The 13,434-nt window shown below is 45.6% G+C and carries 10 protein-coding genes; 5 read left to right on the forward strand and 5 right to left on the reverse strand.

Annotated elements, in window-relative coordinates; all coding sequences use genetic code 11:
- On the reverse strand, nucleotides 1-440 hold a 440-nt coding region (locus tag H6F50_RS14545), incomplete at its 3' end, for a choice-of-anchor W domain-containing protein (RefSeq protein WP_199292171.1).
- A gap of 723 nt (nucleotides 441-1,163) precedes the next feature.
- Between H6F50_RS14545 and H6F50_RS14550 the strand changes: the two genes are divergently transcribed.
- The 3 genes from H6F50_RS14550 to H6F50_RS14560 all read left to right on the forward strand — a co-directional run bounded on the left by H6F50_RS14550 (nucleotide 1,164) and on the right by H6F50_RS14560 (nucleotide 2,976).
- Nucleotides 1,164-1,430, forward strand: a complete 267-nt coding sequence (locus H6F50_RS14550) for a DUF370 domain-containing protein (protein ID WP_190413898.1) — start codon at nucleotides 1,164-1,166, stop codon at nucleotides 1,428-1,430.
- Between the two features lie 31 nt (nucleotides 1,431-1,461).
- Nucleotides 1,462-2,025 carry a guanylate kinase gene (gene gmk / locus H6F50_RS14555; RefSeq protein WP_190413938.1) on the forward strand — a complete coding sequence of 188 codons (564 nt, stop codon included), beginning with the start codon at nucleotides 1,462-1,464 and terminating at the stop codon, nucleotides 2,023-2,025.
- Between the two features lie 255 nt (nucleotides 2,026-2,280).
- On the forward strand, nucleotides 2,281-2,976 hold the full coding sequence (locus H6F50_RS14560) for an SH3 domain-containing protein (RefSeq protein WP_190413900.1): 696 nt from the start codon (nucleotides 2,281-2,283) through the stop codon (nucleotides 2,974-2,976).
- A gap of 99 nt (nucleotides 2,977-3,075) precedes the next feature.
- On the opposite strand, the gene H6F50_RS14565 is transcribed toward H6F50_RS14560, so the two are convergent.
- Nucleotides 3,076-3,447 carry a hypothetical protein gene (locus H6F50_RS14565; protein WP_190413901.1) on the reverse strand — a complete coding sequence of 124 codons (372 nt, stop codon included), beginning with the start codon at nucleotides 3,445-3,447 and terminating at the stop codon, nucleotides 3,076-3,078.
- Between the two features lie 243 nt (nucleotides 3,448-3,690).
- Complete coding sequence (locus H6F50_RS14570) at nucleotides 3,691-5,400, reverse strand: AarF/UbiB family protein (RefSeq protein WP_190413903.1); 1,710 nt, start codon at nucleotides 5,398-5,400, stop codon at nucleotides 3,691-3,693.
- Between the two features lie 656 nt (nucleotides 5,401-6,056).
- Here H6F50_RS14570 and H6F50_RS14575 point away from each other — a divergent pair.
- Complete coding sequence (locus tag H6F50_RS14575; protein WP_190429250.1) at nucleotides 6,057-7,313, forward strand: Na/Pi symporter; 1,257 nt, start codon at nucleotides 6,057-6,059, stop codon at nucleotides 7,311-7,313.
- Nucleotides 7,314-7,439: 126 nt separating this feature from the next.
- Here H6F50_RS14575 and H6F50_RS14580 read toward each other — a convergent pair whose 3' ends face one another.
- The gene (locus H6F50_RS14580) at nucleotides 7,440-10,091 is read right to left on the reverse strand and encodes a M1 family metallopeptidase (protein WP_190429251.1); all 2,652 of its coding nucleotides are present in this window, start codon (nucleotides 10,089-10,091) and stop codon (nucleotides 7,440-7,442) included.
- A gap of 477 nt (nucleotides 10,092-10,568) precedes the next feature.
- Between H6F50_RS14580 and H6F50_RS14585 the strand changes: the two genes are divergently transcribed.
- Nucleotides 10,569-11,804: a glycerophosphodiester phosphodiesterase gene (locus tag H6F50_RS14585; protein WP_190429253.1), complete on the forward strand. Its 1,236-nt coding sequence runs from the start codon at nucleotides 10,569-10,571 to the stop codon at nucleotides 11,802-11,804.
- A gap of 180 nt (nucleotides 11,805-11,984) precedes the next feature.
- On the opposite strand, the gene H6F50_RS14590 is transcribed toward H6F50_RS14585, so the two are convergent.
- Nucleotides 11,985-13,130 carry an IS4 family transposase gene (locus H6F50_RS14590; RefSeq protein ID WP_190429252.1) on the reverse strand — a complete coding sequence of 382 codons (1,146 nt, stop codon included), beginning with the start codon at nucleotides 13,128-13,130 and terminating at the stop codon, nucleotides 11,985-11,987.
- Between the last annotated feature and the right edge of the window lie 304 nt (nucleotides 13,131-13,434).

Here is a 13,434-nt window from a genome sequence, read left to right on the forward strand (position 1 = left end):
TTGACCGTCATGCTGCTATTCGTGTTATTTGCTCTAGTGCGGACAAAGATATCTGTGACGCCTTGGGTAAATTTCGATGTGTAATCGTAAGCTAAAGTTTGGTTTCCAACTTTGTAGGTAACGATCTTTGTGAGTGCGTCGTAAGCCAGAGTGAAAGCATCCACTCTTCCGCTTTGCCAGTAATTTGAACCTGTTAATTCCTGTTGTTTTTGTACCGCAAAATTAGTGCTTCCCGTATCATCGTGAAGATCGAGTTCGTAAGTGCTGTTATTGCTACTGCCAATCCGGCCCTCCGCAACAAACAATAAATCTACATTTAAATTTTTAAAGGCTTGGTCGGTTTCTAAATAACTTAAAGAAATTGCTTTTGCGTCAGCAGGAGCCGATAATATTCCTAAAGTGGCAACGAATAATCCAATAAGTGTTTTACGAATAGCCATTTTTTTTATTCCCTGGTTTGGGTAAGTGCAGCACGGTATATCAGGATTTATCTTTACGTCCCCGATTGCCGTTCTTGGGTTGGCGCTACTTTTTTAGCATAAATGACTCATGCCAATAACCGCTACTAAAAACAGCCTATTTTACGGAAACTTTATCGCTATAGTTTATATTTTGAAGTTATGGAAAAACCTGGATAAAAGCATTTCATTTTCGATAGCTTGGGATGGCAAAAAACCTTTGTTTCAATAAAAATACGGTAGTTAATTTTTTAAAATACTAAAAAAACGGATTAATTGTAATTCTACGGATAAGCGCTCTATGTAAAATCTCGTAAATAGTTGCAACCATCCATCCTCTGGTAGGATTTGATTTTTATAGGGATACAAAGAAATACTTCCCACTCCGTGAACGAAGAGCGATTCCACGGACAATCGTGAAGCGATCGCGTCCCTCAAGCTGTTCCAGTCATGCTGGATATCTATTTCACAACCAGCGCCAAGAGAAATGAATTAAGTTGAATTTGTGCAGTTGAATGTTAACGCAACTGTCAAACCTGCCTCTGCCTTTCGGAATAGATAATAGAGGTAAAAGGGAAAAAAAAGCAGCGATCCCTTAAAAACGCGAGTTTTTGTGGATTTTAGGCTTGTAAGTCAAAAATTTTGTAGATAACATGGGAACTAGACTTAAATAAGCTTTTTAGGCGGTTATGCCGCTAGTTTTTTATGGACATTCAGTTAATCAATATCGGTTTTGGTAACATCGTGTCTGCAAACCGAGTGGTTGCCATTGTCAGTCCAGAATCTGCGCCCATTAAACGGATTATCACCGACGCCAGAGATAGAGGGCAGTTGATTGATGCAACCTATGGGCGTCGCACTCGCGCGGTAATTATTACCGATTCCAGCCACATCATTCTCTCCGCCATTCAGCCTGAAACCGTTGCTCATCGCTTTGTGATTGGCAAAGACGTGAATGCCAGCAACAATTAAGGCAATAGGCATTTTCACGGGTGACAGGAGCATGAAAACTGGCAGGCTGATTGTTTTGACTGGGCCGAGTGGCGTAGGCAAAGGTACTTTGCTGCGATCGCTCTTGCAGCGTCATCCGGAACTGTATTATTCTGTATCCGCGACGACTCGCGCCCCTCGTCCCGGCGAAATTGAGGGAAAACACTATTATTTTGTTAGCCGCAACCAGTTTGAGCAAATGCTGGAAGCTGGTGAATTACTGGAGTGGGCTGAGTTTGCTGGTAACTGTTATGGCACCCTACGACGACAAGTGGAGGAGCAAATCCAGCAGGGTCAGTGGGTGATATTAGAAATTGAACTAGAAGGGGCGCGGCAGATCAGACAAAATTTCCCAAGCGCCCTACAGATTTTTATCCTACCGCCTTCCGTCAGCGAACTAGAAAATCGAATCCGAGGACGCGGGCAAGATTCAGAGGTGGCGATCGCGCGACGGCTTAACCGTGCCGAAGCCGAAATTGCTGCGGCGAGTGAATTCGATATTCAAATCATGAACGACGATCTGGAAAAAGCCCTGAATCGTATCGAAGCCGCTATCTTCACACCGGCAAGCTGTTGAATTTTTTCCCGCTTTAAATCACAAAGGCGATCGCTTTTACAACTGAAAGCGATCGCCTTTTTCTAGAGCTGGAAAATTGGAATAAAGATAAAAATTAGGCTCAAAAAGTTCCCTATTGACTCTTAAATATATCTTGAGATAGATATGGAATTTTTGATTGTAGGCAAGTCCGAAAAATCAGTTTGCATCATTGTGTTTAATAACATGCGGAAGGAAAACGACCTTCACAGACTGATTTAAAGGAAAAGAACTACTATGCGCCTTGGATCTCTTAAAGTAATTGGTGGATGTGCCACAACGGTTACGCTACTAGCCCTTGCAGTAGGTTTGTCCGTCCCCAAAAATTTAGCTGAACCTTCTCAAGATGGTAACAAATTTGCTCCCAGAACTGTCGCACCAGAACAAGCGGGAGGTGTTACGGAAGCTCAGACAGCCCGCGAAGCGATAAAAGCTAGGGTTGGTACGGCAAATGCTCTCGGTGCAGGTATCGCTGGCACGGCGACGGATGATGGTCGGGTTTATAACGTCCTGAGTACCGTGAACATTCGCTCTTGTCCCAGTACCAGCTGCCGTATCCTGCGGGTCGCTAGACCCGGAGCTGATGTTCTCAACGATCCTAGCGGAGGTACTCAGCAAGGCAATGGTTATACTTGGATTCGCGTAACTTACGGATTTAATTCTACCAATGCTTGTGATAGCAATCGCGCTCAAGGATGGATGATCGTTAATCCTCTCGCTCCTGGAAAGGTTCGCGTAACAAAAGGGCCGTTAAATGTTCGGTCATCGCCATGTTCGGGTCGCATTATTAAAACTTTACCCACTGGCACAACTCTAGACTTCCATCCAGACCAAAACCAATGGAGCAACAAGTGGTATAAAGTTGTTGTTCCTGGGGCGACACCAGGGCCTTTGGGCTATGTTGATGGTTGGGACTTCGCGGATGTCTACTAATATCGGTTCCAAATAATCATTGCTATTTAATCTAAAAGAAAGCGGGTAAGCAGTTGCTTACCCTCTCTCTTTTAAATAGCAAAGCGAATCGCTAATCGCTTATTCCCAAGCATCTAAATCAAGTGCGCGAGAGCCACCGCGTTCTAGCTGACCTAAAAGACTTTTGAGTTGCGACCAAACTAACATGCCAATAAATAGAGTGAGTGGCATCGAAGTCCCAAAAGACAGCCATCCAGGAAAGCCAAAAATCTCTAATCCAGCTACTAGAAACAGACAGATTCCGCCACAAATTCCCAAGAATGGCAACTGTAATTGTATCCCTTGCATCTGAGCCAAAGTCCGGGTAGAGCGGTTCTTCGACCATTCCCGCACTTGCTGTTTGAGGGTGGCTTCAAAAGCAAGACCACAGGTTATTCCAGCAAACAAACCGAAAACAAGTAAAAAATACGGCGGATCTGGGAAATAGTACACTAAAAACTCCTAATGGGTAACGGGTAAATGGGCAACGGGGAATCGGTAATGGAAGATTTACCAATTACCGCTATGTGCAACTTTTTCTCAGCCTCTAATTTATCAGGGGTTGGGGCGATCGAAATGTCAAGCAAATTTTGTCAGCTCCCCCAATCCCCCCATGAGATGGAGGGAGAAATACAGAAAGTTGCACACCGCGCCAATTACCAATTACTCATTACCGATTCTCTAAGACCCAACACTTTATTCTCTCTCCTGCAAGGCAGCAAGTGTGGCAAAAGAAGGTAATAGTGCGGCGACTCCTTCAGTGGAGAGTTCCGTCAAGGCTCCGAGGGCTACATTAAACAACCGTGACGGTTTTAGGTCATCTTTCACTAGATTCCATAGACGTCGCACTTCTTCGGTATGAAGTCGGTCATCTTCTGTCAAAGCGATTAGCACTTGGCGTCGCAGAAATTGTCCTTCTTCAGAGAGGAGAAACTGTAATCCTAATTGAGCCGTAGGCAATAGATCGAAGTTATCATCTGAGCGAGCGATCGCAATCATGTTCTCTAACCGCTGCCATTGAAATTTGCCGTCTTTGAACAAGACTTCAATTAAACGTCGCCGCATTTCTGGAGATTCGCCAGTTAGCAAACGCCGCGCTACGTAGGGATAGGCAACTTCGACAATTTTGAAATTGGGATTTAAGCTGAGAGCCAATCCCTCTTGTGTCACCAAGGAACGAATAATTAAGGCAAATTTCGCCGGAATTCGGAACGGATAGTCGTACATCAGTTCCGAGAACTTGTCTGTAATTGTCTTAAAGTTAAAGTCTTGTACACTTTCGCCGATGACATCTCCCAGTACGCTTTCTAGCGCTGGAATGATCGGAACAATATCCGTTTCTGGCGTCAAAAAGCCTAGCTTAACAAAGTCTTTGGCTAACTCAATATAGTCTTTGTTAATTAGGTGAACGACGGCACTGACGAGGGTTTCTTTGGTATCCTCCTCCATCTGATCCATCATGCCAAAGTCTATATAAGCCATACGACCATCTGGCAGGGCAAACAGGTTACCTGGATGGGGATCAGCATGGAAAAAGCCGTATTCCAATAGCTGTCGTAGACCAGCCGTGACGCCAATCTCGATCAAGGTATCGGTTTCCAAATCGGCTGCTTTAATGCGCTCGGTATCGTTCAGTTTGAAGCCGTCAATCCACTCTAGAGTCAGGACGCGAGTGTTGGTGTAGCGCCAGTAGATGGCTGGGACTTTAACGCTGGGGTCATCGCGGAAATTAGTGGCAAACTTTTCGGCGTTTCGTCCTTCGTTGAGGTAGTCAATTTCTTCAAATAACTTGTAACCGAATTCATCGACGATCAGAGTCAGGTTATGCCCTAAATTTAGGGGAAGCCAAGGACTCAGCCAAGCCGCCATCCATCGCATCAAGTAAAGATCGAGGGTGATGGTTGGTAGCAAGTTGGGGCGTTGCACCTTGACGGCGACTTCTTCGCCGGTGTGAAGACGCGCTCGATAAACTTGACCCAGACTGGCGGCAGCAAGTGGTTCTGGGGATATTTCTCTATATATCTCTTCTACTGAGCGTTCTAGCTCGGTTTCAATGATATTGAATGCGATCGCATTATCAAATGGCGGCAGTTGGTCTTGTAATTTGATGAGTTCTTCTAAAAAGTCTTTCCGCACTAAGTCGGGTCTTGTGGAGAGAGCTTGACCGACTTTAATAAAGGTTGGACCCAGGCGAGTGAGGATTTCCCGCAGTTGAGTGGCGCGTTTCTCTCGATTCTTCCAGTCCTGGTTCAGCCAATCGTCCCACTTTAAGCCAAGAACAAACCCTGCAAATAACCAGATAATTTTGATGGCTCGCCAGAGAACTCGCCAGGGACGATAGCGGAAGTACTGGGCGATCGCTTCGGGATCGTAGCGCCGAGACTGGATGAGGGAGTACCGATTCACGCTTGTGCTTGCCTCTTTTAACCTAACTTAATTCGCCATTAGCGGCTTCTGGGAGTATTCAAGCCACTATTTAACCTAATCAATCGAATAACATTAATTTCCAGGGATTTCGACCGCATTCTTTCGTAACTTTACTCATTGATTTTTACCAGGTTTTTAACGTTTTATTAACTATAGTATACAAAACTACAGACACTTGCGGGGATCGCCCATCTGCTTTAAGAGAGCAAACAGTTCCCTCACTTGCTATTTTTTCTCTGTCAAGGTTCCATGACAAAACTGCTAAAGTCTCCTACCAGCAAAACCAGCAGCGACTAATTATTCTTAAGGAAGAAATTAAAATAATCTTAAGTATATTTTAAATTACGAATAAATAGTGTAGTGGAGCCGTGAATCTCCCTCTGAAGAGGTAAGCACCGTAGGGGAGAGACATCGAAAATCTTTAGTGTCTACCCAGCAGCTCGAAAATGCTGTTTCGAGTCTAGACGCTGGGCAAGGTAGTCAAAGCGCAGCGCCAGTCCGATAGAGAGTTTTATCAGTATCAATTTGGTTTAGGTCAGCATGACGAGTGCTATGGCTTTGCTTTGCCATGAGCGTTTACTTCGCCCGTACCTGGGATTAAGAACCTATATTGCCGTTATTTTGCGGGGTCATTCATGTTGTTTTCAAAAAATTCAAAGAAAAAAATACTCAAGTTGTTGGGTTTGAGCCTTGTAGTTACAGCTTTGATTGTTAGTCCTTCCCTATCAGGAAATAATTTCCACTTATTTAACACACCGGCGTTAGAAGTCAGTGTCAACGCTCAGCCTCCGGCTGGAACTGATGCGGCACAGCAGAATCCTGCTTCCCCTGAAGGCGAAGAAAAGGGAAAAAGTGACAAGGCTGAGAGTGCCTCGTCTGAAGGAGAAACGAAAGGAAAGATCGATATTTTCAAAATTGTCATGGGTGTGCTGGCGGGTCTGGTGCTGTTTTTATATGGTGTGACCCGGCTTGCTGAGGGACTCGAAGCGATCGCAGGCGATCGCGCAAAAAATCTCATCGACAAGTTCACCAGCAATCGCTTTGCCGCAGTGGCAACTGGCACGGTGGCAACAACCATATTAGATTCATCGTCGGTCACGATCATCATGACGATCGCGATGGTGAGTGCTGGGTTGTTGACGTTCGTCCAGTCTCTCGGCGTGGTTCTAGGTTCCAACATCGGAACGACCATCGGCGCTGAACTGATCGCTTTTAAGATTAACGAATATGCACCGATAGCCTTGTTCCTTGGTTTCTTGTTGCATTTTTTGGGCAAGACAGACCGCTGGAAGAACCTCGGTTTAATTTTATTGGGGATAGGCTTGCTCTTCTTCGGTCTAGACACGATTGACGAGGCGATGAAACCGTTCCGGGACTACCAACCCTTTATTGATTGGATGAAAACCTTAGGGGAAAATCCGCTGCTGGGTGCCTTAGTTGGGGCGCTGTTTACCGTCTTGATTCAATCCTCTTCCGCCACAGTAGCCATTGTCATTACGCTGGCAGCTTCTGGCTTGATCTCATTGCCCGCAGGCATCGCCTTGATGCTGGGTGCGGAAGTAGGTACCTGTGCTGACACGCTGGTAGCGACGATTGGGCGATCGCGCGAAGCTGTGCGGACGGGTGTCTTTCATGTGATTTTCAATGTGATAACCGCAGTCGTGGGGATCTTATTTGCGGCTCAATTAGCAAGCCTTGCCCAGTGGATTTCTGGGGGGGCTGATGTTGCCCGCCAAATTGCCAATGCTCAGGTGATATTCAACGTATTGGGCGTAGTGTTGGTTATCGGGTTTCTACCGTTAATCGCCCGTGGATTGGAAATGCTAATTCCCGGCGGTCAATCGAACCGGCAACTCGCAGAGGAGCCTCAAAGGGAACAAACTAAAGTGTAGAGAGGCAATATTTATCGGTTCTCTCCCCCAACTCCACTGTGACAAGGAAAGGAGATCCTAGTTTCCCGGTTAGGGGAGATTGGGGGAGAGGTCGGGTTAATGCGATCGAGATCGCTTCGGAGTTAGCTAGCTGCTGGATTTAGCTTCTAGGTTTTCCAAGCGGCTTTTGAGTTCTTGGTTTTGCTTCTTGATCAGGTCGAGTTCGTCTCGCAGTTGCTTGAGTGCTTGATCCGATCCAACATTTTTTTGCACCCGCTCAACCGCTTCTTCGGCAATCCGACGGACTCGCCCATCGGGAGTTTGGTCGGCAAGACTTCGCAAAATCCCAATCGCTTTGGGTGTCTCCATTTGCCCTAGGGCGATCGCGACTGATACTTGGGTTAAGAAGAATGTCTCTTTGGAGAGTGCGGCAAGTTGTTCGAGAATTCGTTCCAAGTTGACATTATTCTGACCCGTTGAAATGGTTCCCAAAGCGCGAATGGCAGCTAGACGCAACGCTTGGGGAACGCCTTGGGCGGTGTATTCCAGAATCAGATCCAGCGCTTGGGGCGAAGTTTTGAGTTGAGACAAACCAGCGATCGCGCCAGTTCTCACAACCTCATTCCAACCCGCCTTTTCTTTGAGTACTGTTTGCAGCAGCTTCAGCACTTTCTCTTCTTTGGGCTTTTCGTCCAGATTTGCCGCCCCAATTCCGCCAATCGCATTCACGGCTGCGGACTCCACATAGTAGCTAGGGTCGCCATCTTCTACTAATGGTTTCAGTGCTTTATAGCTGTCGTGGGTTTTAATCGTTCCCAGTGCTTGCACTACTGCACGACGCACTAAGGCTTCTTTATCTTTTAGACCCGCAACTAGACCGTCAAATGCTTGATCGAGTTTAACTTCTGCCAACTGTTTGGCAACTTCCGCCCGGACGCCCCAGAAAGAATCGTTTTTCAGAGCAAAAGAAAGCGCTTTTACAACCTCCAATCCGCCTTTTTTTGCCAACGCCTCAGCCGCATAGATGCGGGAGACGGGATCGGGATCGGATTGCAGTTGGGCTTTGAGTTCCTGAACTGGATACTCTAAGGACACCGTTTTTAGGAAATTATTCCCGATGTCAAAGCTAATAAAATGGGGTTTTTCTTCGAGGGGGAAGTAAAAGCTTTGTTCCCGTTCGTGAACCCTGACTGCGAAAGTTTTGAAATTGACGGTGGAGGATTGTTCAGACGAGGAAGCTGACGTCTCTACATTATTCTCGCTGGGGGAATTTCCTGAGACATAGCCAAAAGCAATGGGAATTTTTAGGTCAAATAAATCGCTACGACTGCCGTTAGTATCGCTGGTGGCTTGAGTTTGAGCAACGGTAACTTTAGCCAACTTGCTATCAGTATCCCAGGAATAAGCAACTTTGAAATCTGGATGACCGCCGCGATAAACGTACTGATCAAATAAAAATAGTAAGTTGCGACCCGTCGCTTTTTCAATTGCCCGTAGCAGGTCAACAGTTTCAACTGTTTTATGGGCGTTGTCCTGAACAAAGGTGTGGATGGCTTTAAAAAATAGCTCGTCTCCCAACTCCGCCCGCATCATGTGATAGACACAAGCACCTTTTTCATAGAGGTGGCGGTCGTACAGTTCAATCGCCTCGCGATAGACATGAGTGACAATCGGGCGACGGTAACGGCTGCTGTCTTCTACAAGGTAGCTACGAGCTTCATTGAGCAGGTAATACGCTGCATCTTGCAAACCATACTCTTGGTGTGTCCACAGCACTTCTGAGTAAGAAGCCATCCCTTCTTTAATCCAAGCATGAGACCAGTGCTTGATGACTACTAAATCTCCGAACCACTGGTGGGCGAGTTCGTGAGCCACTAAGCTTTCAGTGGTGCGATTATCTAAAGATGCCCGTTTATCCAGCAAGCAGCGGTCGGTTAGCAGCGTGGTGGAGGTGTTCTCCATCCCGCCAAAGATGAAGTCATCGACGCACACTTGGGCGTATTTGGGATAAGGGTAGGGATAACCAAATTTTTCGCTGAAAAATTCAATCATTTCGGGCGTTTTGCCCATACTGCGGCGGGCGTCTTCTTCTCTGCCCTTATCCACATAGTAGGTGACGGGTTTGTCGTTCCATTCATCTTGAATTTCGGCAAAATCACCCACTGCGAGCGTCATCAGGTAGGTGGGATGAACTTGCTCTTGCAACCAGTGATAAGTTTTGTAGTGGTTATCTTCCTCTGTTTTGATGAGCAATCCGTTGGAAATGGCAAGCAGGAGTTTGGGGACTTTGACCCGAATTTCTGAAGTGGCTAACTGTCCGGGATAGTCGAAGCAGGGAAACCAGAAGCGGGAATCCTCATCTTCTCCCTGCGTCCAAACTTGAACGGGTTTGTTGGGATAGTGTTTGTTGGGGGAAATAAAGTAGATACCGCGCTGGGGTTTTTCCACCGAGTAGGCGATCGCTATCTCGATTGTTTTTCCCACCTGAGTAGGTGTCTGCATCTGGATGTGCAGTTGTTCGCCATCATAGTCAAAGCTTTGCGGTATTTCGTCAACCTGCACTGACTGAATATTTAGGTTGACGGCATCTAAGGTTAAACGGTCAATCCCACTCCGCACCGGCAGTAAGGTAATGGCGCAAGTACCTCCGACGGTTTGATTAGGAATATCCAGGGCTAAATCCAGGAAAATATGCTCGACTTGTCCGGGTCGATCTGGGTTGTAGTGGGGACGGGCACCGGGCAGTTCAAAGGATTTGTGACCGTTATTTTCTGAATCGAAATAAGTCTGCAACTTCATGGTGAGATTGACCTGTAAGACTCCGAAGTATAGCCGAGAATCAGGGCTAAGGAGGTTATTTCTTTAGGTTAACGCCTTCAGACTGGGTGGACTTCTCTTCTAAGGACGGCGACGCGCGGGGTATCCAAATTTGTAGCGAACACCCAGATGCTTTGTCACTTCAGGCGCGATGATTTTCAAGCTTCACTTAGCGTTGTGTCTACTTGCGCTCTCAAAAAAGTGCTGGCTTGAAGGGCGTGTTTATGCCCATTGGTGTCAACTTGAGAAAAAGCAAAGCGAGAAAGGGTGGGATCGCAGATTCTATCCAAGCGCAAATGCTATATCTCTGCTCTTTTAATCAATCTTTAAATGGTATTTATACTTAGCTTTACCCAGCCTAATGCTCAAGCTTAATCTCGGCACCGTACATTTACTTAAGTACATTTACTGATGAATTTCATATCAACCAAGCTTGAGCCGATTGGTGAGGAAAGCAATATGTGGCGCGTTTTTAAGCTAGCTTTATTAACAACAGCAGCTTTAGCAGTTTTTCCAGTGGGTGAAGCAGCAGCAGCAACTTTGACGGGTGCCCCCCCAATTGTGATTGGACATCGGGGCGCTAGCGGCTACCGTCCCGAACATACGTTAGCAGCCTATGAGCTGGCAATTGAGATGGGCGCTGATTTTATTGAACCTGACTTAGTTTCGACAAAAGACGGCCTTCTAATTGCTCGCCATGAAAATGAAATTTCTGGAACGACAGACGTTGCAAATCGCCCAGAATTTGCTAACCGCAAGACAACCAAAACAATTGATGGAAAACCAGTCACCGGCTGGTTTACCGAAGATTTTACCTTGGCTGAAATCAAGACTCTCCGGGCGAAAGAGCGTATCCCTGAATTGCGCCCCGGATCGGTTAAATATGATGGTTTGTATGAAATTCCGACTTTGCAAGAAGTTATCGACCTAGCCAAGAAAAAGAGTGCCGAAAAAGGTCGCACGATTGGTATTTATCCGGAAACGAAGCATCCCACCTACTTTGATTCCATCGGATTATCGTTAGAGGAACCTTTGGTAAAAATCCTCAGCGAGAACGGTTACACCGATGCGGATGATGCGGTTTTCATTCAATCCTTTGAAGTTGCAAACTTGAAATTTCTCAAAACACTGACGAATTTGCCGCTGGTTCAGTTGTTTGATGCAAGTACCGCCAAGCCGTATGATTTTGTTGTCAGTGGTGATTCTCGCACCTATGGCGATCTCATAACTTCTTCAGGATTGAATGCGATCGCGCAATATGCAAGCGGAATTGGCCCTTGGAAACGCCTGATTATTCCATCTGAGACGGTCGATAAAAATGGCGATGGTCAACCTGACGATCTCAATGGAGATGGGGTGATTAGCGATGCTGACAAGCCATTGTTACAACCCACATCTCTAATTAGTGACGCCCATGCGGCAGGTTTGCTGGTTCATGCCTACACTTTCCGCAGTGAAGACTTCTTCCTCGCTCCAGACTACAACGGCAACCCAGAGCTGGAGTACGAACAATTCTTTAAATTAGGGATTGATGGTGTCTTTAGCGACTTCCCAGATACCGCTGTTGCGGTTCGCAACCGGATTTCTGGCGATCCCAGCAAAGACGTTCCCGAACCCACAACCTTACTGGCGTTTGGTATTCTCCCAATCGCAGAAATTTTGCGCCGTCGCCAAAATAAATTCAAAAAGGCTTGATTGAGTAGCCGTCTTACACTCGCGCTACTCAGATCACTTTCCTCTATTAGCTTTCCTCTGTAGATGCTGAGCTAAACATCGCCTAACGCATCTATCCGAACACATCTATCCGAACGCACCGATAAAGTCCGCTTCAGCGGGCTTTTTTTATGGCTATTGACTGAAGGGGTGACAAAGAGGTTATAAAGCAGACTGAATAAGAGCCATAGCCCGTAGACCTTTCTGAAAATAAGGTAGTTTACCAGGCTTTAAACGCATGAATTCATGAGCTAAATCAGCCCAAAATTCCATTGCACCCACCCATAACTGTCCATATAAACCAATCCAAAAGGCGCTATGTCGGCGTTGCGCTCGCTGTAATTCCTTCAGACGACCGACATATTTTTGTAGCCCCATATCGCCCGAATTACGACCAGCTAACACAGCAGAAGTATAGGCAATAGCAATTAATAAAATCAGCGCTATCAAGCGTTGACCATCAGCATAAGTAGATTCGAGATTATAACCACCAGTCTTGCAATCTTTAAACATAGCTTCGATGCCACTCCGCAACTTAAATGCTTGAACAGCATCTTTGAGATTATCAAGGTTAGTGAGTAAAAACCAGCCAGCAGACTCAACTTTACCACGATATTTTCGCTTGTAATATCCGGCAAGATTAAATTGTGCAAACCCCTTCTGTTTAGTCGCTTGAATCCCCGTAAAAAAGAAGGAAATACCAGGATTTAAGCCTAAAGATTGTAGGCGTTGATATGATTGATTTTCTTGGCGAACATAAGTACCTTTTTTTTGGCGCAGTACGAAGTCAATTCCCTTACTTTGTAGCCAATTTGCCAGTTTAATACTATGAAATTCCCTATCGCCTAGTACCAACATTCGATATCCCTTAAATAATCGCAGCAATGGTCGAATTAGTTTTTTCTGTTCCGCCAAATTGCTACATCCTCTTTTGGGTAACAACAGCCAATACACAGGTATTGCTCTTTTTTGTTCGATTAAACTAATTACAAATAAATTCTGCGAACGCCATTGTGTTCTATCAATAGCGAATATCAATCGTTTCTCTTTTGTGATTTGGCTATTTTTTATCCATTTTTTAATCAGAGGAAACCACAGATATTGAATTGTCAATTGCGGCAGGAGTAAAAACCTTTGTATACTCCGTCGCCGACTTTCAAATCTTATGGGTTGTGGAAATACTGTTGCTAGTTTCTCAATTGTCACAGTTTTATGAAATTGTAATAGCATAATCAATATTGAGAGCATCTTGTACTGACCGGGTGTCAGTACATTTTGAAAACAGTTTTGGTAGAATTTAGGTAACATTATCATTTGATAGGTCTTGTTGAGAATACCTGACCTATCTTTTTTTACCCCAAAACGGTCGCACTCTTCTATTTCCTCAGTTTCAGCCCCTTTGTCACCCCTTCAGGGCTATTGAGTAATTAAACCCTACATTCCGCAGGTTCTGGGTAGAGTCAAAGAGATTTTTTGAAATAGGAGTCAACGGCAACCTACGCCAAATCAAGCTGTTAGGTCAACAGAGTTGATAATAACGACTGGCATCGGTTCCCAAAAAGCGGAGAATTTTCCGTCGTTCGGGTGTGAGATTGGTAATCTGCTTGAGGTC

It is taken from the genome of Coleofasciculus sp. FACHB-712 (assembly GCF_014695635.1).
Taxonomy (GTDB): Bacteria; Cyanobacteriota; Cyanobacteriia; order Cyanobacteriales; family FACHB-T130; genus FACHB-T130.

Excerpts from the sequence above, each read along its gene's own strand:
- H6F50_RS14560 (WP_190413900.1), top strand. The coding sequence starts at position 2,281 with ATGCGCCTTGGATCTCTTAAAGTAATTGGTGGATGTGCCACAACGGTT.
- H6F50_RS14580 (WP_190429251.1), bottom strand. The coding sequence starts at position 10,091 with ATGAAGTTGCAGACTTATTTCGATTCAGAAAATAACGGTCACAAATCC.
- H6F50_RS14585 (WP_190429253.1), top strand. The coding sequence starts at position 10,569 with ATGTGGCGCGTTTTTAAGCTAGCTTTATTAACAACAGCAGCTTTAGCA.
- gmk (WP_190413938.1), top strand. The coding sequence starts at position 1,462 with ATGAAAACTGGCAGGCTGATTGTTTTGACTGGGCCGAGTGGCGTAGGC.
- H6F50_RS14590 (WP_190429252.1), bottom strand. The coding sequence starts at position 13,130 with ATGTTACCTAAATTCTACCAAAACTGTTTTCAAAATGTACTGACACCC.
- H6F50_RS14575 (WP_190429250.1), top strand. The coding sequence starts at position 6,057 with ATGTTGTTTTCAAAAAATTCAAAGAAAAAAATACTCAAGTTGTTGGGT.
- H6F50_RS14550 (WP_190413898.1), top strand. The coding sequence starts at position 1,164 with ATGGACATTCAGTTAATCAATATCGGTTTTGGTAACATCGTGTCTGCA.